This window comes from Streptomyces physcomitrii, assembly GCF_012273655.1.
In the GTDB taxonomy this organism is placed as follows: Bacteria; Actinomycetota; Actinomycetes; order Streptomycetales; family Streptomycetaceae; genus Streptomyces; species Streptomyces physcomitrii.
Genome location: NZ_JAAWWP010000001.1, coordinates 218,865 through 239,641 on the forward strand (window position 1 = coordinate 218,865; position 20,777 = coordinate 239,641).

A 20,777-nucleotide genomic window follows, 5' to 3' on the forward strand; every position below is an offset into this window, starting at 1 on the left:
CGGCGGCGGCGAACTCGGCCGGGTCCCGCGGGCCCGGCCCGGGGTCCGGGCGGCCGGTGGCGGGCGCGGTGGTCACAGCAGGTCCTCCCCGGTGAGCGGATCGGGCGCCTCGGCGGGGGCGTCCGCGCCGGGCGGGCCGCCGTGCGTCCAGGGGGTGTCCTCCGGCTCGGGCAGCCGGCCGCCGCCGCGCTGCTCATGGGCGAAGAGCGTGAAGCAGACCCGGTCGCCCTTCTCCGGCACCGAACCCGGCGCGGGCTCCCGGGCCCGGCCCATCCGATCGGTGATCCGCAGCACCACCGAGTACGCCCCCTCCGCCGCGAGTTGCGCCTCGACAGCCACCGCGGCCCGCTCCCCGGACCCGGACCCGGCTCCGTCCCAGGCTCCGTCCGCGCCCTCCACCGTCTCCTCGTCCCGTACGGACTCCTTCTCGTCCCGTACGGACTCCTTCTCGTCCCGTACGGATGTCTCCGCGTCCCCCGCGGACTTCCTCTCCGACGGTACGGACTCCGCCTCGTACCGTACGAACTCGGCCGTCTGCTGCTTGCCGTCCAGGGAGCGGTACGCCTTGATGCCCTCGGCGAGGTAGGGGCGGTCCTCGGTGCGGATCGTCACCAGGGGGCGGGGGCTCGGGCGCTTGCCCTCGGACCAGGCGGGCAGCACCTCGGTGACCTCGCCCGCGAAGGCCTCGCCGGACAGCCGCCGCACCGCCATCGCCAGCGGGTCGTCGAGGGCCTCCTGGGCTTCCAGGCGGGCCTGTTCGCGTTCCCGGGTGGCGAGTTTGCGGGCGGCGGTGACCGCGTCGTCGCGGCGCGGCTGCGGGGGTTCGCCCGCGGCCAGCCGGTCGCGGTGCGCGGTGAAGGACCAGCGGTCGCGGATCCAGCGCTCCTCGGTGTGGGCGGCGGGCGGCAGCGTGCGCAGCAGGTCGACGCCCCGCCAGACGGCCTCCCAGGCGGGGCGGGTGACCGACTCCACCAGCGCCCCGATCTCCCGTTCGGCGGCGGAGACCTGGCCGAGCGCCCGGTCCGCCGCGGTGCCGTCCCCGGCAGCCGCGTAGGCGCCGCGGGCCCGGTCGTAGGCCTCGATCGCCGGGGCGAGCAGGCGGTTGTCGAAGGCCGGGTCGGTGGCCGGGCCCGCCGGGGGGCAGTACAGCTGGCCGCGCGCGTCGCGGGCCGTCTCGGCGTGCAGGGCGGCCTCGGCGCCGCCCCTGCCGCCGGGGTCGTCCGGCCGGGCGTCGATCCAGGCGAGCAGGGCCCCGAGGTGCTGGTCCTCCAGGCTGCTCTGACCGGTGGCCCAGTGCCGGGAGAGCAGGTCGGTCATGGCGAGCAGCAGGCTCGACCCCGGCACCCGGGAGCGCTCCGCGTAGTGGGTGAACCAGCGGCCCAGCAGGGGGACATGGGGCGGGGCGGGGTGGCTGCTCTCCGGGTCCTGCTCGGCGGTGCGGCGGAAGCGCATCGAGCGGCCGAGCAGGCGCACCCACTCGATGCCGCCCCGGCTCGGCACGATCAACTGCGGGGCGTCCGTGCAGAGTTCGGGTTCCGGTTCGGCCTCCTCGCCGTCCTCGGCGGCCTTCTTCGGCCGGGCCCGGCTCGGCTCGGGCACCTCCGCGTCCCGGGCGTACTCCTCCACGTAGGGCAGTACCTGATCCGCGAGCCGGGTCAGGAAGGTGAAGCGCAGCTCGCGGTCGCGGGGCTGCGGTACCAGCAGCAGCCGGGGCGCCTCGCGGTCGGTGCCGAGGAGGGCGCCGAGCGGGGCGCCGGTCTCGCCCGCGGTGGTCAGCGGCACCAGGACCAGCGGGCGGGGCGAGAGGTGGCGGTGCAGCACGGTCGCGGCCGGCTGGGCCCGGCCGCTGTGCACCGCTTCGAGGCGGGCGAGGTCGGTGAGCAGGCTCATGCGCGCTCCTCCCCGCCCTGCCCGGCGCCCGCACCGTGACCGTGACCGTGCTCCAGGGCCGCACTGTGCCTCGGCCCCGCACCGGCCAGGGCCTCGGCGCGCAGGGCGGCGGCGCGGCGCAGGGCCCGGGCGGTGGGGTCGGCCGCGGTGGGGGCGGGGGTGGCCGTGGCGGCGGTCGGCTCCGCGGACGCCGGGTCGAGGCCCTGTCGATCCGGGCCGGGGCACCGGGCGCCGCGGGCGGTGGCGAGGACCTCCTCGACCGTGGTCAGGGCGCCCAGTTCGGCCCGTACCCCGCGGCCCAGGACGGTGACCTGCCCCTCGGCGCGCGAACGGGCCCGGCAGTGGAAGGCGAGTTCGCAGGCGGCCAGGCACTCGGGGGCGTAGGCCGCGGGCACCTTCTCCAGGGAGGCGGTCAGCTCCCGCGGCGGACGCCCGATGTCGAAGCTGGTGCCCTCGGGCAGCTCCTCGGCGATCTCCTCGACCCGGGTCAGCCGGGCGAGCTGGCGGCGGGTCACCGACAGCTGCCTGCGGATGTCCACCGGGGCCCCGGCGGGCAGATTGGAGAAGTCCTTCGGGCAGACGAGCAGCACCTTGTCGTCGAGCAGCACTTGCTCGCCGGTCCCCGTCTGCTCGCCGGTCAGTGTCTGCTCACCGGCCCGCGCCTGCTCGCCGGTTTCGGCCGCCGGTCGTTCCGGCTCCGGTGGGTCCTCCTCCGGCAGACGCCGCAGGAGGCCTTCGAGGGCGAGTACGTAGACCGCGGCCTGCCGGGCCGCCGCGCCCGCCTTCGCCGGGTCCGCGGTGCCGTCGATCATCGGGAAGGACTTGATCTCGACGACGGTGCAGCGACCGCCGGGGTGGACCACCAGGGCGTCCGGTTCCAGATAGGCGGGTGAACCGGCCACGTCCAGGGTGAGCAGCGGATGGTCGAGCAGGGTCCAGGCCTTCGCCGCCACGGCCTCCCGCAGCGCCAGCGCGGTACGGCCCACCCGGCCCTCGGGCCCGTTCGCTGCGAGATCGGGCACCCGGGAGCGGGCCGGATCCGGTGCCTCGGTCTCCGGGGCGGTGTGCGCGTGGACCAGGCGCAGCAGGGCGGCGCCGCCGTCGGCCTTGACCCGTGCCTCGAAGGCATTGCCCCGTACCAGGGCGAACTGCGACTGGCCGAAGGCGGAGGGGGAGCCGATCGCCGCGGCGAGCGCCGTCTTGTCCACGCCCGCGCCGTCGAGCAGGGCGCGGCGGCGGCAGCCGGGGTTGGCGGCGAGGGCCGCGAGGGCGCGGGCGTCCAGGGGCCGGGGCGGGTGCTCCGGGCCCCGCAGCTCAGCGAGCCGCTGCCGGAGCGCCCTCGCCGGTGCCGGCCCGGTCGGGCTCGCGGGCGCCGACCCGGCCGGACTCCTCGGTGGAGTCCGCGGGACGGGCACCTGGCTGCTGCGCCTCCTGGCGCTGTCCGGGAATTCGCTCACCCACCGGAGTCTGGCACTCGGCACCGACAATCACCGAACGGGACGGCCGCGCCGCGGTCTTCACCGGGCGCCCGCCGAGGAGTTCGCGTACCCGCTGGGCGAGGCGCAGCACGGGACGGGTGAGCAGCAGGCCGACCCCCATGGTGGCGGCGCCCGCGACGGCGTCCAGGAAGTAGTGGTTGGCGGTGCCCATCACGACGATGGTGGTGCCGAGCGGATAGACCACCGCGGCGGTCTTCATCAGCGGACCGCGCCCGCAGTACCAGAGCAGCACCCCGCACCACAGCGCCCAGCCGACGTGCAGGCTCGGCATCGCGGCGAACTGGTTGGTCATGCCGCCCATGCCGCGCGGGGCGCTCGCCTCGCCGCCCCACCAGCCGTAGTCGGAGTACTGCGCCATGGTGTCCAGGAAGCCGTACTTGGCGTCCAGGAGCCGCGGCGGACAGGTCGGGAGCAGCGTGAAGCCGATCAGTCCGACCATGGTGGAGGTCATCAGCCAGGTACGCGCCCGGCGGTACAGGTCCTTGCGGCGCCGGAAGATCCACACCAGGACCACCGGGGTCAGGACGTAGTGCAGCGAGGCGTACCAGAAGTCGGCCGGGACCCCGATCCAGGTCTCGGCGCGGAAGAGCCGGTTCAGCGGGTGCTCGGCGTTGATGCGGAGCGCCTGCTCCACGCGCAGGATGGCCAGGCCGTGGTCGACGGCGGCCTCCTCGTTCCCCCGGACCAGCAGCCGTCCCGCGGTATAGGCGGCATACACCAACACCAGCAGCGGCAGTTCGGTCCACCAGCGCAGCGGTGTCTTCTCCGGTGCGCCGGGGTCCGCCGCGTTGCTGTGCGGCATGTGATCGCCCTCCTCCTTGGCTGCTGCGGCCCGCGGCCCAGTCGCCCCACCTTAGGGTCCCTGCGAGTGCGACCAGGGGGCGCCCCGGTCGACAAAGACGCAGTGGGACCGCCCCGGGTTGCACGGGGCACGCGGGGCGGCACGCGCCACAAGTGGGCAATCCTGCCAGTTTCCGACCCATTTGTTCCAGCGGGTTCCCGGGCGCGCACAGCCCGGGCGCACGACCTTCACCGCACGCCCGTACGAACGGCCGGGCGCGGCCGGGGGCATCGGGCCGCCCGGACACGGGCCGTCAGTATCGCGGGTCGTTCCCGGGCGCCGTGCGGCCCGTGCGTGCCGGCGGGCGGGACGTGGCGAAGCTCACGCCCGGCGGGGCAGCGCGGTCTGCCGTTCGAGGAACGCGGTGTGCTGTGCGAGGAAGTCGCCGACGCCCGCGGCCTTGCGCTGCGGCAGCAGGACCCGGGCGGCGCTCGCGAGCATGGACTGGATCCGGGTGGACTGCACCACGCCGAGCAGGTCGAGCACCCGGCCGCCCTCGGCCGCCGCCTCGTCGGGGCGTCCGGCCCGGGCCAGGTCCTGGGCCAGCTCGGCGGTGTACAGGGCGGTGTTGCGGGTGAAGTGCGGGTCCTGGAGGCCGACCGCGCGGCGGGCGTGCGCGGCGGCGGTGCGCCAGTCGCCCAGCGCCGACCAGCACTGCGCCTGCAACCCCTCGAACTCGGCGGCCCCGAAGAAGCTCATCCACTCCGGGTCCGCCTCGGCCGGGCCCGCGGCGAAGAGCGACCGCGCCGCCGCCAGCGCGCGTACGCAGCTCGCCCGGTCGGCGAGCCCGGCCCAGCCGCCCGCCTCGCGCAGGGTCAGCAGGCTGAGCAGCCGGGCCGAGCCGAGCTCCCGGGCCGCGCGCAGACCGGCCTGCGCCGCGCGTACCGCCTCGCGCGGGCGGTGCGCGTCCCGGGCGAGGAAGGCCGTATTGCTGAAGGCGTGCGCCTCCAGGGCCGCGTCCCCGGCGATCCGGGCGGTGGCCAGCGCCTCCGCGTAGTGCGAGCGCGCGTCCTCGTGGCGCCCCGAGTCATGGGCCAACCAGCCTACGGAGAGGGCGAGTTCACCGGCACCCGCGTGCAGCCGACCGGCCGTGGAGCCCCGGCTCGCGCCCGCGTCGAGCAGCGCGTAGGCGGCGCGCAGGGGTGCGCCCGCGCGCCGGTACAGTCCGTCCGCCCCGTGCCGGTCGTCGAGCAGCCGGATGCCGCGGACCGCCTCCTCCAGCGCGCGCACCTCGCTCTCCCCGGCCCTGCGCACCGCGACGGCGGAATCGGCGCCCGGGCCGAAGGGCCCGAGCGCGGCGGCGAAGGCGGCGGTGCCGCCGGTCATGAACGCGCGACGCTGCACGTCGCTCTCCTCATCGCTCCGGGTACTGCTCTGGATCTCGGTACCGCTGTCGATCTCGGCGCCGCGGCGCGTCCCGTACGGTCCGCCGTGCCGCTCCGGCGGTGCGCCGGGGCTCCGGGGGCCGGGGAGACCGGCGGTTCCCGAGGGCTTCGCCCGGTCCGCGGACGGGCTCCGGCCGCGGACCGCCGAGCGGGCGGCGAAGCCCAGGTCCGCCAGGGTACGGCCGGGGAACATGTGCCGGAACACCCGCTCGTAGGCGTAGTTGGGACAGCGGATCTCGCCCGCCTCCACCCGGCCCACGTACCGCGCGTCGCAGCTGACGCGCTCGCCGATCTCGCGCGCCGCCCGGCGCACCGCGGCCGCGAACTCGCCCGGTGAGCGCGGTCCGCGCAGTTCCCGGAAGGCGAGATTGGGCCGGGGTCCGCCCGGTACGGGGGCCGGCCCGGTGACCGGTGAAGACGCCATGTGACCTCTCCCTGCGAACTCTCCCGCGGCTGCGGGCCCGACCTCCGGTGTACGGCGCGGTCCGGGCCTCTCGTGTCCCGGTCCCGGCGGCTCCGGTGCCGCCGGCCGCACCGGCGGGCCCGAACGTACCGTGTGTGACGGATTGGATACACCTAGTTTCTGTACAAAACGGATATCCGACCCGCGATGTGCCATGAACTGCCATCCTTTGCGGTGGTGTTGTGCCGTAGCCGCCCGCGCCGCCCGGCGTTGAACCATGCGGAGACCGAGCGAACCGTTCCTGCAAGCACAGCAGGGAATTGCGAGGAGGCTTTTCGTGTGGGAGCCCGGGTGCGAGACCAGCACAGCGAGAACGCCGATGCCCGTGGAGAGCGCGCTGCCCGCGCCCGCGGACACATCGCGTGCGCCGCACCCGACGGCCGCGGCCCTGCCACCCCCGCCGACGCCGGAGTGCCGGGCCGCCGCCGACCCGCGCGAGGTGGTGACCGTGCCCTCCCGGCAGGGACTTGAGGCCGTGGACATCCTGCGCCGCCAGTCCTGCGAGGGGGTTGGCCCGGTCCTGCACGACGACGACCACGACACCCTGAGCTTCGTGGTCCCCCGGGGCACCGCCGAGTGCTGGGACGTGCCCGGCAGCGACTGCACCCGCACCGCGGGCGGCGGGCTCCCGCTCGGCCGCGCGGCCGAGGCGCCGCCGAAGGGCACCGACTGGCTGGTCCCGCCGGGCGACGCCGACCCGGTCACCGACCCGGCGGAGCTGCGCGCGGCGCTCGGCGAGGCGGCGCGCACCATCGAGGCAGCCGACAACTGCCGCTGATCTCCCGGGGCGGCACCTTCCCCCGAGGTGCCGTCCCGGGGCCGTCGCGCCCCACCGGGAGCGGCGGCCGATAATGGGCCCGTGGCGGGCAGGCGAGCGGCGAAGGGTGCCGCGAAGGACAGGGGCAGGCGATCCGCCGGCGCCGCGTGGACCATCGCCGAGCAGGTCGAGGGCGGGCTCGCCGAGCTGGTCCCGGACCGGGAGCGCCCGCGCGCCATGACCCTGCTCCTCGACCGCGCCCCGCAGTCCTACGTCGACCTCGACGACCCGGCGTATCTCGGCTTCGCCTACCAGCGCAGGCTGGGCCACCTCATCGACACCCTCGCGCCGCCGCGTGCGCCGCTGCGCGTGCTGCACCTCGGCGGCGGCGCCTGCACGCTGGCCCGCTATGTCGCCGCCACCCGCCCCCGCTCCACCCAGCAGGTCGCCGAACGCGACGGCGCCCTCGTCCACCTCGTGCGCCGGGAGCTGCCGTTCGACCCCGCCGCCCGGATCCGGGTGCGCACCGGCGACGCCCGGGAGATCCTCGGCAGGCTGCCGGACGGCTGGGCGGACCTGGTGCTCGCCGATGTCTTCGGCGGTGCCCGCACCCCGGCGCATCTGACCAGCGGGGAGTTCTACACCGAACTGCGCAGGGTCCTGGCGCCGACCGGCACCGCCGCCGCCAACCTCGCCGACGGCCCGCCGCTGACCCATCTGCGGCGCCAGATCGCCACCGCCGCCGGGGTGTTCGGGGAGCTGGCCCTGCTCGCCGACCCGGCCGTGCTGCGCGGCCGGCGCTTCGGCAACGCGGTGCTCGCCTGCTCCGCGGTCCCGCTGCCGGTGGCCGAACTCACCCGCCGCGCGGCCTCGGACCCGCACCCCGGACGCCTGCTGCACGCCCGGGAACTCACCGACTTCACGGGCGGCGCCGCCCCGGTCACCGACGCGGACGCGGTCGCCTCCCCCGCCCCACCGCCCGGCGCCTTCGAGTAGCGGCGGCCCGCCCCGCACTCCGGCGCCCTCGAATGGCGACGGCGCGGTCAGCCGCCCGGAATCTGGGGCAGCTCCCGCTCCAACTCCTCGGGGAGGACGGGCGGTTGACCGGTGTGCCAGAGCGGGGTGATGGACAGGCGGGTGAAGCGCCAGCCCCGCTCGGTGAGCCTGGCCTCGGCGCGGCACCGGCCGCCCACCGTGAACAGCGGAGCCGCCTCGGGGCCCCGTCGCTCCAGGGTGGACGCACGGTGGATGTGCGTCATCAGCGCGTTCCAGGCGAGGCTGACCTCGCCGGGTTCCGCGGGTTCCGCGGGTTCCTTGGGCTCCCGGGTCTCCGGCCGGTCGCCGGTCCCGGTCGGCGTCCCGGAGGAGAGCAGGAGGTCGGCGGAGAGGTGCTGGGTGGCGGCGAATCTGCCCAGCGCGGTGCGCGTGTGCGCGGCGATCTCCGCCACCCCCGCGACGGTGCCGATCGGCGTCACCGTGGTGGCGTCCTCGGTGAAGAAGCGCCGGGCCCACTCCAGGTCCGTACGGCGGTCGTCGAGGGAGGCGAAATAGCGGCTGACGAGGTCGGCGGAGAGGTGCTGGGTGGCGGCGAATCTGCCCAGCGCGGTGCGCGTGTGCGCGGCGATCTCCGCCACCCCCGCGACGGTGCCGATCGGCGTCACCGTGGTGGCGTCCTCGGTGAAGAAGCGCCGGGCCCACTCCAGGTCCGTACGGCAGTCGTCGAGGGAGGCGAAGTAGCGGCTGACGAGGTCGGCGAGGGCCGGTCCCGGATCGGTGCGTCGATACGTGGAGGAAGTCATGCCTCGATCGTGTGACCTGAACCGGACTTGAGGTCAAGGCCGGCCGGTGACTTCCGGTGCCCGCCGCTGCCTTCGCAGACCCCTGCCTTCACCGGCCCCTGTCTTCGCCGACCTCCGCCGCGTCCGCCTCGCCGCCCTACCGGAAGTCCGCGTAGTCCGCCGCCAGCCCCGGTTCCTGCACCTCCTCGATATAGCGCCAGCTGTCCGGCTGCGAGCCGTCCACATCGGTGAAGCCGTACTCCCTGGCCAGGCTCCCGACGTCGAGGGAGCGCTGGTTCCAGCGGGTGCGCTCCGGGTCGGTGGCCAGCGCGACGATCGCGCGGCCGACATAGCGCGGGGTCTCGGAGAGGGCGAAGTCCGCGGGCGCGGACGGGGGTTCGCCGTCCGGGCCGGGGCGCAGCGAGTCGCGCCAGGTCTCCTCGGTGGTGCGGAAGTGCTCCAGCATCATCTCCGAGCGCAGCCAGCCGGGGGTGAGCGCCACCGCGGTGCCGCCGTGCGCCGCGAGTTCGTGGCCCTGGGAGAAGGCCAGCCGGTTCACCGAGGTCTTGGCGAGGTCGTAGAAGACGGAGAGGCGGTATCGCTCGGCGTTGTGCGCGGTGGTGCCGTCGGTCATCTCCACGACGAGGCCGCCGGGGCGCTCGACGAGCAGCGGCAGCAGATGGTGCGAGGTGATCAGATGGGTGTCGACCGCGAGCCGCAGCAGGCGCAGCCCCGGGTCGAGGTCGAGCTCCCACAGCGGGGTGTTCCAGTTGTCGGGGCCGCCGGTGAGCGTCTCGCCGCCCCAGATGTCGTTGACCAGGACGTCGAGCCGCCCGTGATCCCGGCGGATGCGCTCGGCCAGCGCCGCCACCTGGGCGGAGTCCAGATGGTCGACGGGGACGGCGACCCCGGTGCCGCCCAGTTCGGTGACGAGTTCGGCGGTGTCCTCGACGGTCTCGGGCCGCCCGCCGTAGTCCGAGCGCAGCGTGCCCGCCCTGCTGCTGCGGCCCGTGCAGAGGACGGTCGCCCCCGCCTCGCCGAGCGCCGCCGCGATTCCCCTTCCCGCGCCCCGTGTCGCCCCTGCCACTACCGCCACGCGTCCGCGCAGCGCCTCCGTATCCGGTGTCCAGCTCATGCGCGCGAGTCTGGCAGCCGCCACTGACAACGGCCCCGCGACGCGTGCCGACCGGTGCCGTCCCACCTCTCCGCACTCTGCCCGCCGCCGGCCACCTCGTCACCCGCATGACGTTTTCTGTTTGAAATGAGCTTGTTTTGAGCGTCTATTGACATCATCCGGGTGGTGCCGCAACCCTCTTGAGTGCTAGCGAGCCTTGTTCACCCCCTCACAAGGAACGGATCGCCCATGCCTGAAATCCCCGCAGTCCCACGCCGCTTGGTCCTCGGCGGAGCCCTCGCCACCGGCGCGCTCGCGGCCGGGATGGGCTCCGCCCGTGCCGGGACGTCCGAGGCCGCCGCCCCCGGCCGCAGGCCCGGGCAGAAGTCGATGATCAACGTGCCCTACGAGGCCCGCGACACCGTGCGCGTCGGCATCATCGGCCTCGGCAACCGCGGCGGTCCGATGACCACGGGCTGGTCGGTCATCCCCGGCTGTACGGTCGCCGCGGTCTGCGACATCCGGCCCGACCGCGCCAAGAAGAGCGCCGACGCCCTGGAGAAGGCCGGCAAGCCGCGCCCCCTGGAATTCGGCGGCTCCAGGGACTCGTACAAGGAACTCCTCAAGCGCGAGGACATCGACCTCGTCTACATCGCCACCCCGTGGGAGTTCCACTACGAGCAGGGCCGGGCGGCGCTGCTCGCGGGCAAGCACGCCGCGGTCGAACTGCCCATCGCCCCGGAGCTCAAGGAGCTGTGGGACCTGGTCGACACCTCCGAGCGCACCCGCAGGCACCTGATCCTCGCGGAGAACTGCTGCTACGGCCGCAACGAGCTGGCGATGCTGCGGATGGCGCACGAGGGGGTCTTCGGGGAGCTGACCAACGGCCACGGCGGATACCTGCACGACCTGCGCGCCCTGCTCTTCGACGACACGTACTACACGGACTCCTGGCGCCGCCTGTGGCACACCCGCAGCCGCGCCTCCTTCTACCCGATGCACGGACTCGCCCCGATCGCGGCGGCCATGGACATCAACCGCGGCGACCGGATGGCCACCCTCACCGCCACCGCGAGCGCGCCCAAGGGCCTCGCCGACTACCGCGAGCGGTTCGTCCCCAAGGGGCACCCCTCATGGAAGGAGACCTATATCGAGGGCGACCTCACCACCTGCATGATCCAGACGGCGAACGGCCGCACCATCCGCGCCGAGCACGACGTCAGCTCCCCGCGCCCGTACAGCAGGATCAACACCCTCGCGGGCAGCCGCGGTCTCTTCGAGGACTACGCGGGCGACGACCCGACCGGCGCCCGCGTCTACTTCGAGCCGGACCACAGCGACGACGTCTGGCGCGGCTTCGCCCCCTACCGCGAGGAGCACGAGCACTGGCTGTGGCGCGAGTTGGCCGACGAGGCGGAGAACGGCGGCCACGGCGGCATGGACTACGTCATGCAGTGGCGCATCGTGCAGTCGATGCGCGCCGGGCTCGTCCCCGACTTCGACGTCTACGACTCCGCCGCCTGGTGCTCGGCGGTCCCGCTGAGCGTCAAGTCCCTGGAGAACAAGGGCCGTCCGGTGCAGATGCCCGACTTCACCCGCGGCTCCTGGGTGGGCAAGCGCCCCGGCCTGGACTCGAAGCAGACCGAGATGCCCCCGGTCCGCTGAACCGCACCCCGGCTCCCGCGCGGGAGCGCCCCTCGTGAGACAACCCCCTCCGTGCGCCCCCCCGCGGGTACGGCGAAGGCCCGGTCACCCACTCCCTGACTCCGGTGACCGGGCCTTCGCTTCTCCGTCCCCGTCCCCGTCTCCGTCCACGTCTACATCTCCGTCTCCGTCTCGGTCTCTCCGGGTCTCCGCTCCCGCCTCCCTCCCCGCGCGGGGTCACGTTTCCTGCATTCCCCCTCCACATTTACTCCACATGCTCCATGATGTGCCCCTGCGTACGACATCCCAGGGGGGATCATGAACTTTCCTGACAACAGGCCGCCGTCGCCGTTCGGTCCGTACGTACCGCCGCCGGTGCCTCCGCAGCGGCCGCTCGGCAGGATGAAGCGGGTCTGGGGCGGCGGGGCCCTGCTCCTCTTCCTCGGCGTCGGCTTCGGTATCAGCTCGACCCAGGACGCCGCCTCCACCACCGACCGGGCGAAGCCCGCCGCCAGTGCCCCGGCCCCGTCCGTGACCACCACGGTCACGGCCACCGCGAGCGCGGAACCGGAGCCCCGGGTCACCGTCACCCGCACGGCGACGGCCACCGCCACGGTCACCGAACGTCCGCGCGCGACACGGGACTCCGGGAACAGCGACGCCAACAGCACGTCGGGCGGCGGGAGTTCGCAGGCCCGGGGGAGCGGCGGCGGTACGGGAGGCGGCGGCACCGGCAGCGTCTACTACGAGAACTGCACCGCCGCCCGGGCCGCGGGCGCCGCCCCCGTCCACCGCGGGGAACCGGGCTACGCGGCCCACCTGGACCGCGACGGGGACGGTACAGGGTGCGACTCCTGAGCGGCGGCAGCGGCAGCGGCAGCGGCGGCAGCGACGGCGGGCGGCTGCGGAGGGCCCCAGCCGTCTTGGTGCCCTGAGCCTCAGGCCCCTGCCTCCCTGGCCTCCCCGTCCTCCCTGCCCTCCCCGCCCTCTCCGCCACTCAGCGGCGACGGCCCCCGGTGTTCCCCCGGCGGCTCCGCGTCAGGATCGATGAGGTCGATCAACGCGTGGGCGGACACGGCCAGTTGGGACCGCTCCGCGTGTTCGAGGACGCTGCGCTGCACGGCGGCGGTCACCCGGCGTACATCCTCGCAGAGTTCGTCGACCAGGTAGGCGGCCGAGTCCGGGGAGTAGCGCGGGCCCTTGTGCCGGGGGGCGGTCAGCGCGCGGATGAGGGCTCCCCGTCCCGGTACCTCCTCCTCGCGCGGCGGTTCCCAGCACGCCGGGGCCCCGGAGTCGCCGAGCCGGGGCCCGCCCTCCATCCCGTTCGCGACGCCGCGCAGCAGCCGTACGGCCGCCGCGCGGGGGAGGTCGGACAGCACGTGGGTGGGGCCCTGGTGGGGGACGGAGATGACCAGGAGTTCGGCGCCGAGGGGAGTGACGGCGACGGAGTCGGGGCTGTCGGACATGGTCCGGCTCCCATCTCGGGGTGCGGCCGGTGCGGGGGACCGGCGGTGGGGCGGAGACGGGATCATCGTGGTCGAGAAGGGGGCGCGGGCGCACGGCTTGTCCGCACCGGGCGTGGCGCTCGCGCCCGCGCGCGCCCGACGAACCGGAGCGCAGCCCGGCGGCCCGCGCCCCCCGGCACTCCACATCCCACATCCCGAAGCCCGCACCCCGAGCACCCGAGAACCCGCGCACGAAAAAGACCCGGTCCGTTTCCCGGACCGGGCCTTGATCGTTCGAGGGTGAGTGACGGGACTTGAACCCGCGACTTCCTGGACCACAACCAGGTGCTCTACCAGCTGAGCTACACCCACCACGACCGGCTTGGTGCTCCCTGGGGAGTCCCCTACCGGCCGAGAAAAAGTGTACAGGGTCCCGGCGGGTGCTCGCGCCCGCCTTTCCGCCGGGCCGGAGGACCCTCAGGCGGAGGCTTCCGGCTGCCCGCTCTTCTCGCCGCCGTCCTCCTTGGGCAGCACGTGCCGGGCGGCGATGGTGCGGGCGGTCTCCGAGTCGGGGCCGGGCTGCGGGACGAAGATCGCCTCGCGGTAGTAGCGGAGTTCGGCGATGGACTCCCGGATGTCGGCCAGCGCGCGGTGGTTGCCGTTCTTCTCCGGGCTGTTGAAGTAGGCCCGCGGGTACCAGCGCCGGGACAGCTCCTTGACGGAGGAGACGTCCACGATCCGGTAGTGCAGCCAGCCCTCCAGGGCCGGCATGTCCCGGAGCAGGAAGCCGCGGTCGGTCCCGACGGTGTTTCCGCAGAGCGGGGCCTTGCGCGGTTCCTTGACGTGTTCCCGTACGTAGGTGAGGACCTGGTCCTCCGCCTCGGCGAGAGTGGTCCCCGCGGCGAGTTCCTCGAGCAGGCCCGAGGCGGTGTGCATGGAGCGCACCACCTCGGGCATGGTCTCGAGCGCCGCGTCCGGCGGGCGGATCACGATGTCCACTCCCTCGCCGAGTACGTTCAGCTCCGAATCGGTGACCAGTGCGGCCACCTCGATGAGCGCGTCGTTCGCCAGCGAGAGACCGGTCATCTCGCAGTCGATCCACACCATGCGATCGTTCATGCGCTCACCCTACGGCGCGCTCCGCGGCCCCGGCAGGCTCGGGCGCCCCATGCTTCCCGGGGCGTACGACTCCGGCGGCCGCGCGTCCATCGGCATCGAGGCGCTGGGGCCCAGCGAGCTGGCCGCCGCGGTGCGCCTGGTCTGCGCGGGGACGGGCGGTTCCGGCAGCGCCATGGGGGCCACCTCGGCGGGGCGCTCGCCTCCCGGCCTGCGGGCGCGGTAGGCGGCCCGGTAGGCGGCGGGGGAGGAGCCGAGCTGGCGGCGGAAGTGGCCGCGCAGCGCGACGGGGGAGCGGAAGCCGCAGCGGCCCGCCACCTCGTCCACCGAGTAGTCGGAGGTCTCCAGGAGCCGCTGGGCCTGGAGCACCCGCTGGGTGATCAGCCACTGCAGGGGCGCGCTGCCGGTCAGCGACCGGAAGCGGCGGTCGAAGGTGCGGCGGCTCATGTACGCGCGGGCGGCGAGCGTCTCCACGTCGAACTGCTCGTGCAGATGCTCCAGGGCCCAGGCGACCACCTCGGCCAGCGGGTCCGCGCCGATCTCCTCCGGCAGCGAGCGGTCGAGGTAGCGCTCCTGGCCGCCGCTGCGGCGGGGCGGGACGACCAGCCTGCGGGCCAGGGCGCCCGCCGCCTCGTTGCCGTGGTCGGTGCGCACGATGTGCAGGCACAGGTCGATGCCGGCGGCCGTGCCCGCGGAGGTCAGCACGTCGCCGTCGTCCACGAACAGCTCGCGCGGGTCGACGTGGACCGACGGGTAGCGCTTGGCAAGCGTCGGCGCGTACATCCAGTGGGTGGTGGCGGGCCTGCCGTCGAGCAGTCCGGCGGCGGCGAGCACGAAGGCGCCGGTGCACAGACCGACGATGCGCGCGCCCTCCTCGTGCGCCCGGCGCAGCGCCTCGAGGGCCTCCTCGGGCGGCGGCGCGGTGATCGAGCGCCAGGCCGGCACCACCACGGTCCCGGCGCGCGAGATCGCGTCGAGGCCGTAGGGCGCGGTCAGTTCCAGGCCGCCGGTGGTGCGCAGCGCGCCGTCCTCGCCCGCGCACACCAGCAGCCGGTAGCGGGGCACGCCCGCGTCCTGGCGGTCGATGCCGAACACCGACAGCGGTATGGAACTCTCGAAGATGGGGCCGCCGCTGAACAGCAGTACGGCGACTATTTCGCGGCGGCGCCTTCCGGACAGCTTCCTGGCCGTGGAATCGGGCGCAGCGGTGGAGTCGTGGCTCATGACGCTAAGCCCCCCTCGGTGGTCGCGGCTCCTCGGTTGCTTCGCTCCTGCACGTTTCCCCTCGGTCCTGCACGAGTCCCCCGCCGTAATACAGTCATGATCGAATCTACTGCGTCCCTCGGTAGCAGCGTGACCAGTTCAGCACCCGCAGCAATGTCGACATCGCCGCCTGGCGTGAAGCGTTCGTTCGAAAAGTGCCCCGAATGCGGGTTGCGAGGCGAAGTATGCCCGGTATCAATCGGGCGGCCGTGGGGGGCCCGAGGGCCGCGTCAAGCCCCAAGAGCCGCCATTCCGGCCGGTCGGAAGGGTATTGCCGGCCGGCCGGGCCAACTTTCGGAGCCTCCAGGGAAGTTGGCTCAAAACAGCCGGGGCGCAACCGAGAAGCACGGTGTGGCACGGCGCGAATCTTTCGGTGGAGGCTCACGCTTCCATGCGCCCCCACTGCGCCGCCGCCCGCCGCGCGGATCTTCACCAAGGACCCGCCGCCGACACCGCTCCTCCACCGGCGGCGGAGGCCGGGTCGTCACGAAAGCGACGGGTGCCGCCCGCCCGCCGCGACCCGGGAGTGCCGGGCCCCGGGCGGGGTACGGGTGGGTGCATGGACCACGGGTGAAGCGGAGGGGAGGCCGAGGGAAATCGCCTGTACACCCCAGCCACCATTGCCTTCCGGCGCGGCCTCGTGCATGCTCCCGAAAACGCCGTATACGGGTCCAGACGGACCTCGCCGGAGAGGAGTGCAGCCGTACCCTTGGGGGTATGGGCCAGGGAAGACGATTCCCGGACACAGCAGTTCGGCGCTCGTCCGTCCCCGTCCGTACGCTCCGCGTACGGGCCCCGACTCCTTGTACCCGCGCACCTTCACAGTCAGCCCCCGTCAGCCGCTCCCGACTGAGGACCTTGTAAGCCGAGACTCCGATGGCCGGTCACGAATCCTTTGAACCAGCGGACCGCAAGCGGCAGCTCGCCGACCACTCCGGTGAGCCCCTGCCGACAGCGGAACCACGCCATGCCTGCGATCCCGCCTTCCAGCACGGAGTCGTCGTCGGCTTCGACGGCTCGACCTCCAGTGAGCGCGCCCTCGCCTACGCGATCGGGATGGCGTACCGCTCGGGCTCCGGGCTGATCATCGTCCATGTGGCCAACCGGCTGCCCACCACGGTCTGGGCGGGCTGCGAGCCCCCCGTCTTCGTGGACGTCCCGGACCACCGCACCGAGGTGCTCGGTCTGGAGCTGGCCTGCGCGGAGTACCTCTCCGAGGTCCCGTGGATCCTGGTCGAGCGCGGCGGCGACATCTGCCACGAACTGGAGGAGGTCGGCAAGGAGTACGAGGCGGACGCCATCGTCGTCGGCTCCACGCACGGACTGGTCGGCCGCCTCTTCGGTTCGGTGGCGGGCCGCCTCGCACGGCGTGCGCAGCGGCCCGTCATCACCATCCCCTGAGCCCGGGGCCGCCCCCGGGCCGCGCGGGTCCTACTCCACCGTCACCGACTTCGCGAGGTTGCGCGGCTTGTCGATGTCCCGGCCCAGGGCGAGCGCCGTGTGGTAGGCGAGGAGCTGGAGCGGGATGCCCATCAGGATCGGGTCGAGCTCGTCCTCGTTCTTCGGTACGACCACCGTGCTGTCGGCCTTCTCCTGCTTCTGGTGCGCGACCGCGAGGATGCGCCCGCTGCGGGCCTTGATCTCCTCCAGGGCGGCGCGGTTCTTCTCCAGGAGGTCGTCGTCGGGGACGATCGCCACGGTCGGCAGGGCCGGCTCGATCAGCGCGAGCGGTCCGTGCTTCAACTCCGAGGCGGGATAGGCCTCGGCGTGGATGTACGAGACCTCCTTCAGCTTCAGCGAGGCCTCGCGCGCGACCGGGTAGCCGCGCACCCGGCCGATGAACATCATCGAGCGGGCCTCGGCGAACTCCTCGGCCAGCGCCTTGATCTCGTCCTCCTGCTCCAGCATCTCGGCGATCTGCGCGGGCAGTCGGCGCAGTCCCTCGATGATCCGCTTGCCGTCGGCCACCGAGAGGTCGCGGGTGCGGCCGAGGTGCAGGGCGAGCAGCGCGAAGGCGACGGTGGTGTTGGTGAAGCACTTGGTGGAGACCACGCAGACCTCGGGGCCCGCGTGCACGTACACGCCGCCGTCCGCCTCGCGGGCGATCGCCGAGCCCACCACGTTGACCACGCCGAGCACCCGGGCGCCCTTGCGCTTGAGCTCCTGCACCGCGGCGAGCACGTCATAGGTCTCGCCGGACTGGGAGACGGCGACGTAGAGGGTGTCGGGGTCGACCACCGGGTTGCGGTAGCGGAACTCCGAGGCGGGCTCGGCGTCGGCGGGGATGCGGGCCAGCTCCTCGATCATCTGGGCGCCGATCAGGCCCGCGTGGTAGGAGGTACCGCAGCCGAGGATCTTGACCCGGCGCACCGCGCGCGCCTCGCGGGCGTCCAGGTTGAGGCCGCCGAGGCGCACCGTGGAGAAGCGGTCGTCGATCCGCCCGCGCAGCACCCGGTCCACGGCCTCGGCCTGCTCGTGGATCTCCTTGTGCATGTACGTGTCGTGGCCGCCCATGTCGTAGGACTCGGCCTCCCACTCCACGGTGGTCGGCGAGGCCGTGGTGCGGGTGCCCTCGGTGGTGTAGGTGCGGAAGTCGTCGGCCTTCAGGGTGGCCATCTCGCCGTCGTCCAGGGTGACGATCTGGCGGGTGTGGGTGACCAGGGCGGCGACGTCGGAGGCGACGAACATCTCCTTCTCGCCGATGCCGAGGACCACCGGGGAGCCGTTGCGGGCGACCACGATGCGGTCGGCGAAGTCGGCGTGCAGCACGGCGATGCCGTAGGTGCCCTCGACCAGGCGCAGCGCCTCGCGGACCCGGTCCTCCAACTCGGCGGCCGAGGAGCGGGCGATGAGGTGGGTGAGCACCTCGGTGTCGGTCTCGGACTGGAACTCCACGCCCTCGGCGGTCAGCTTGGCGCGCAGGTCGCCCGCGTTGTCGATGATGCCGTTGTGGACGACGGCGACCTTGCCCTCGGCGTCCAGGTGCGGGTGGGCGTTCTCGTCGGAGGGGGCGCCGTGGGTGGCCCAGCGGGTGTGGGCGATTCCGGTGGTGCCCGCGAACCGCTTGGGGATGCGGGCCTCCAGATCACGTACCCGGCCCTTGGCCTTGATCATCTTCAGGCCCGCGGTCTTGGGTCCGGTGACGACGACACCGGCGGAGTCGTAGCCGCGGTACTCCAGGCGCTGCAGTCCTTCGAGCAGCAGCGGCGCGACATCGCGCTTGCCGATGTATCCCACAATTCCGCACATGTTCTCGGGCTCCCCTTGCGGTTCGGTTGCGTACGCGGTGGGCGGTACGCGGCGGGTGGTACGGAGGGCGGCCGGTGCCCGGCAGGGCACGGTCCGGGTGGCGGTCCGGTCAGCCGTAGACGATGCGGCGCAGCTGTCTCAGCGTGAGCTGGGGCGGCGCGACCGCGCGGTAGGCCAGGTCCGCCTCGATCCGTTCGAAGATCGCCGCGTTGACGAGGCCCTGGCCCCGCAGCTCGCGGTGGCGGCGGCGGACGAAGTCCTCGGCCGTCTCGTCGAAGTACGCGAGGACGTCCTGGACCACGCGCAGGGCCTCGCCGCGGCTGAGCGGCGTGCTGCGGGTCAGGTGATCGACAAGGTCCTCGTGCACGGGACGATCCTGGGGGAGTGGCGGGCCTTTCGCAAGAATCCTGCCCGATATCGGGCACGTGTCAGGCCCGGACCTCGGCGGAATCCGGCATTCCGGTGACGGGTGCGGGAGGCGCCCCGGGTTCCAGGCGCCCGATGAGCCGGGTGCCGGTGCCCGGAATCCCCTCGTCGGGCGGGTTCCCGCCGCCGCATCCCGTGTGAGTGGTCTTGACCACTTGGGGGGTGCGCGATACCGATAGTCCCCGTGCGCTGTTCCCCACCTCCAGGGGCTCCTGCCGAAGGGACCGTTTGTGAGACAGCACCCCAGAACCCCCGCCCGCACGCGCCGCGTCCTCGGCGCGCTCCTCCTCGTCTCGGCGGCCGCCTTCGGCTCCGTCGGCGCCGCCTCCCCGGGGGCGCCGTCCCCGGCCGGGCAGCCGCGCGGCCTCGACCAGGTGATCCCCGCGCCCTCCTCGGTCGAGGCGGGCGGCGCGCCCTACCGGCTGACCGGCGACACCCGGATCCGGGTCACCGGCGGCAAGGGCGCCCAGGGCGTCGGCGGCTACCTCGCCGGGCTGCTGCGGCCCGCCACCGGCCTGGACCTGCCGCTGACCGGGCGCGGGGGCGGCGACGGCATCCGCCTGGAGCTGAGCCCCGGCGCACGCGAACTCGGCGACGAGGGCTACCGGTTGACCAGTGGCCGCTCCGCCGTGACCATCACCGCCCGCAAGTCCGCCGGGCTCTTCCACGGCGTGCAGACCCTGCGCCAGCTGCTGCCCACCGCCGTCGAGCGGCGCACCGCCCAGCGCGGGCCCTGGCTGGTCGCGGGCGGCACCATCGAGGACGTGCCGCGCTACGCGCACCGGGCCGTGATGCTCGACGTCTCCCGGCACTTCTTCACCGTGGACCAGGTCAAGCGCTATATCGACCAGGCCGCCATGTACAAGATCAACAAGCTGCATCTGCACCTCTCCGACGACCAGGGCTGGCGGATCGCCGTCGACTCCTGGCCCCGGCTCGCCGAGTACGGCGGCTCCACCCAGGTCGGCGGCGGCGAGGGCGGCCACTACACCAAGGACCAGTACCGGGACCTGGTCGCCTACGCGGCCTCCCGGCAGCTGCAGGTGATCCCGGAGATCGACATGCCGGGCCACACCAACGCCGCCCTCGCCTCCTACGCCGAGCTGAACTGCGACGGCGTCGCGCCCCCGCTGTACACCGGCACCGAGGTCGGCTTCAGCTCGCTGTGCGCCGGCAAGGACGTGACGTACGACTTCGTGGACGACGTGATCCGGGAGATCGCCGAGCTGACCCCCGGCGACACGATCCACATCGGCGGCGACGAGGCGCACTCCACCAGCCACGAGGACTACACGGCCTTCATGGACAAGGTGCAGCCGGTGGTCGCCAAGTACGGCAAGAAGGTCTACGGCTGGCACCAGCTGGCGGGCGCGACCCCGGCGAAGGGTGCCACCCTCCAGTACTGGGGCTACGACGCCACCGGGGCGCAGGAGCGGCAGCAGGTGGTGGACGCGGCGAAGAACGGCGCCAAGGTGGTGCTCTCCCCGGCCGACCGGGCCTACCTCGACATGAAGTACACCGAGGACACCCCGCTCGGCCTGTCCTGGGCGGGCCTGGTCGAGGTCCGGCGCTCCTACGACTGGGACCCGGGCAGCTACCTCGAAGGGCTGCCCGCCGAGGCGGTCGCCGGGGTCGAGGCGCCGCTGTGGACCGAGACCCTGTCCACCTCGGACCACCTGGAGTACATGGCCTTCCCGCGGCTGCCCGGCATCGCCGAGCTGGGCTGGTCCTCCGCCGAGAGCCACGACTGGGAGGCGTACCGGCAGCGCCTGGCCGCCGAGGGCCCGCGCTGGGACGAGCTGGGCATCGACTACTACAAGTCCCCGCAGGTGCCCTGGCCCAGCAGCTGAGTCCGGACCCCGCGGCCGCCGCCCGCACACGACCGAGACGCCCCGGAGGACCGTACT

17 protein-coding genes and 1 tRNA gene are annotated in these 20,777 nt (G+C 73.7%); 6 read left to right on the forward strand and 12 right to left on the reverse strand.

Features of this window, described 5'->3' with window-relative positions:
• Nucleotides 1-72: 72 nt before the first annotated feature.
• The 4 genes from HFV08_RS00970 to HFV08_RS00985 form a co-directional block, all read right to left on the reverse strand.
• A complete protein-coding gene (locus HFV08_RS00970; RefSeq protein ID WP_168534832.1) occupies nt 73-1,890 on the reverse strand; it encodes a hypothetical protein in 1,818 nt (605 codons plus the stop codon).
• Complete coding sequence (locus tag HFV08_RS00975) at nt 1,887-3,305, reverse strand: hypothetical protein (protein WP_376770550.1); 1,419 nt, start codon at nt 3,303-3,305, stop codon at nt 1,887-1,889. Before HFV08_RS00975 ends, HFV08_RS00970 begins: the two co-directional genes overlap by 4 nt.
• Nucleotides 3,205-4,191 carry a phosphatase PAP2 family protein gene (locus HFV08_RS00980; RefSeq protein ID WP_168534834.1) on the reverse strand — a complete coding sequence of 329 codons (987 nt, stop codon included), beginning with the start codon at nt 4,189-4,191 and terminating at the stop codon, nt 3,205-3,207. The genes HFV08_RS00975 and HFV08_RS00980 overlap by 101 nt, the downstream gene beginning before the upstream one ends.
• A 360-nt stretch (nt 4,192-4,551) precedes the next feature.
• On the reverse strand, nt 4,552-6,039 hold the full coding sequence (locus tag HFV08_RS00985; protein ID WP_168534836.1) for a tetratricopeptide repeat protein: 1,488 nt from the start codon (nt 6,037-6,039) through the stop codon (nt 4,552-4,554).
• Nucleotides 6,040-6,397: 358 nt separating this feature from the next.
• On the opposite strand from HFV08_RS00985, the gene HFV08_RS00990 reads away from it, so the two are divergent.
• Entirely contained in the window at nt 6,398-6,856 is a 459-nt protein-coding gene (locus HFV08_RS00990; RefSeq protein ID WP_246341418.1) for a hypothetical protein, read from the forward strand.
• Between the two features lie 81 nt (nt 6,857-6,937).
• Nucleotides 6,938-7,831, forward strand: coding sequence for a spermidine synthase (locus HFV08_RS00995; protein WP_376770538.1), 894 nt, complete (start codon nt 6,938-6,940; stop codon nt 7,829-7,831).
• Nucleotides 7,832-7,878: 47 nt separating this feature from the next.
• On the opposite strand, the gene HFV08_RS01000 is transcribed toward HFV08_RS00995, so the two are convergent.
• Together HFV08_RS01000 and HFV08_RS01005 are read right to left on the reverse strand one after the other, a co-directional pair.
• A complete protein-coding gene (locus tag HFV08_RS01000) occupies nt 7,879-8,634 on the reverse strand; it encodes a nuclear transport factor 2 family protein (RefSeq protein WP_168534838.1) in 756 nt (251 codons plus the stop codon).
• A 136-nt stretch (nt 8,635-8,770) separates the two neighbouring features.
• Complete coding sequence (locus tag HFV08_RS01005) at nt 8,771-9,748, reverse strand: SDR family oxidoreductase (RefSeq protein ID WP_168534840.1); 978 nt, start codon at nt 9,746-9,748, stop codon at nt 8,771-8,773.
• 228 nt (nt 9,749-9,976) lie between these two features.
• Here HFV08_RS01005 and HFV08_RS01010 point away from each other — a divergent pair, with 228 nt between their 5' ends.
• Both HFV08_RS01010 and HFV08_RS01015 read left to right on the forward strand, forming a co-directional pair.
• Nucleotides 9,977-11,392, forward strand: a complete 1,416-nt coding sequence (locus tag HFV08_RS01010; protein ID WP_168534842.1) for a Gfo/Idh/MocA family protein — start codon at nt 9,977-9,979, stop codon at nt 11,390-11,392.
• Between the two features lie 297 nt (nt 11,393-11,689).
• Nucleotides 11,690-12,229, forward strand: coding sequence for an excalibur calcium-binding domain-containing protein (locus HFV08_RS01015; RefSeq protein WP_246341419.1), 540 nt, complete (start codon nt 11,690-11,692; stop codon nt 12,227-12,229).
• 80 nt (nt 12,230-12,309) lie between these two features.
• On the opposite strand, the gene HFV08_RS01020 is transcribed toward HFV08_RS01015, so the two are convergent.
• The 4 genes from HFV08_RS01020 to HFV08_RS01035 form a co-directional block, all read right to left on the reverse strand.
• Entirely contained in the window at nt 12,310-12,837 is a 528-nt protein-coding gene (locus HFV08_RS01020) for a hypothetical protein (RefSeq protein ID WP_168534844.1), read from the reverse strand.
• Nucleotides 12,838-13,115: 278 nt separating this feature from the next.
• Nucleotides 13,116-13,188: transfer RNA gene (locus tag HFV08_RS01025), tRNA-His, on the reverse strand.
• 105 nt (nt 13,189-13,293) lie between these two features.
• Entirely contained in the window at nt 13,294-13,935 is a 642-nt protein-coding gene (gene orn / locus HFV08_RS01030; protein ID WP_168534846.1) for an oligoribonuclease, read from the reverse strand.
• Between the two features lie 9 nt (nt 13,936-13,944).
• The gene (locus tag HFV08_RS01035; RefSeq protein WP_168534848.1) at nt 13,945-15,156 is read right to left on the reverse strand and encodes a helix-turn-helix domain-containing protein; all 1,212 of its coding nucleotides are present in this window, start codon (nt 15,154-15,156) and stop codon (nt 13,945-13,947) included.
• Nucleotides 15,157-16,071: 915 nt separating this feature from the next.
• Between HFV08_RS01035 and HFV08_RS01040 the strand changes: the two genes are divergently transcribed.
• A complete protein-coding gene (locus tag HFV08_RS01040) occupies nt 16,072-16,596 on the forward strand; it encodes a universal stress protein (protein WP_040248964.1) in 525 nt (174 codons plus the stop codon).
• 30 nt (nt 16,597-16,626) lie between these two features.
• Here HFV08_RS01040 and glmS read toward each other — a convergent pair whose 3' ends face one another.
• Both glmS and HFV08_RS01050 read right to left on the reverse strand, forming a co-directional pair.
• The gene (gene glmS, locus HFV08_RS01045; protein ID WP_168534855.1) at nt 16,627-18,444 is read right to left on the reverse strand and encodes a glutamine--fructose-6-phosphate transaminase (isomerizing); all 1,818 of its coding nucleotides are present in this window, start codon (nt 18,442-18,444) and stop codon (nt 16,627-16,629) included.
• Nucleotides 18,445-18,553: 109 nt separating this feature from the next.
• Nucleotides 18,554-18,811, reverse strand: a complete 258-nt coding sequence (locus tag HFV08_RS01050) for a hypothetical protein (RefSeq protein WP_168534857.1) — start codon at nt 18,809-18,811, stop codon at nt 18,554-18,556.
• Nucleotides 18,812-19,100: 289 nt separating this feature from the next.
• On the opposite strand from HFV08_RS01050, the gene HFV08_RS01055 reads away from it, so the two are divergent.
• Nucleotides 19,101-20,720 carry a beta-N-acetylhexosaminidase gene (locus tag HFV08_RS01055; RefSeq protein ID WP_168534859.1) on the forward strand — a complete coding sequence of 540 codons (1,620 nt, stop codon included), beginning with the start codon at nt 19,101-19,103 and terminating at the stop codon, nt 20,718-20,720.
• Nucleotides 20,721-20,777: the final 57 nt, after the last annotated feature.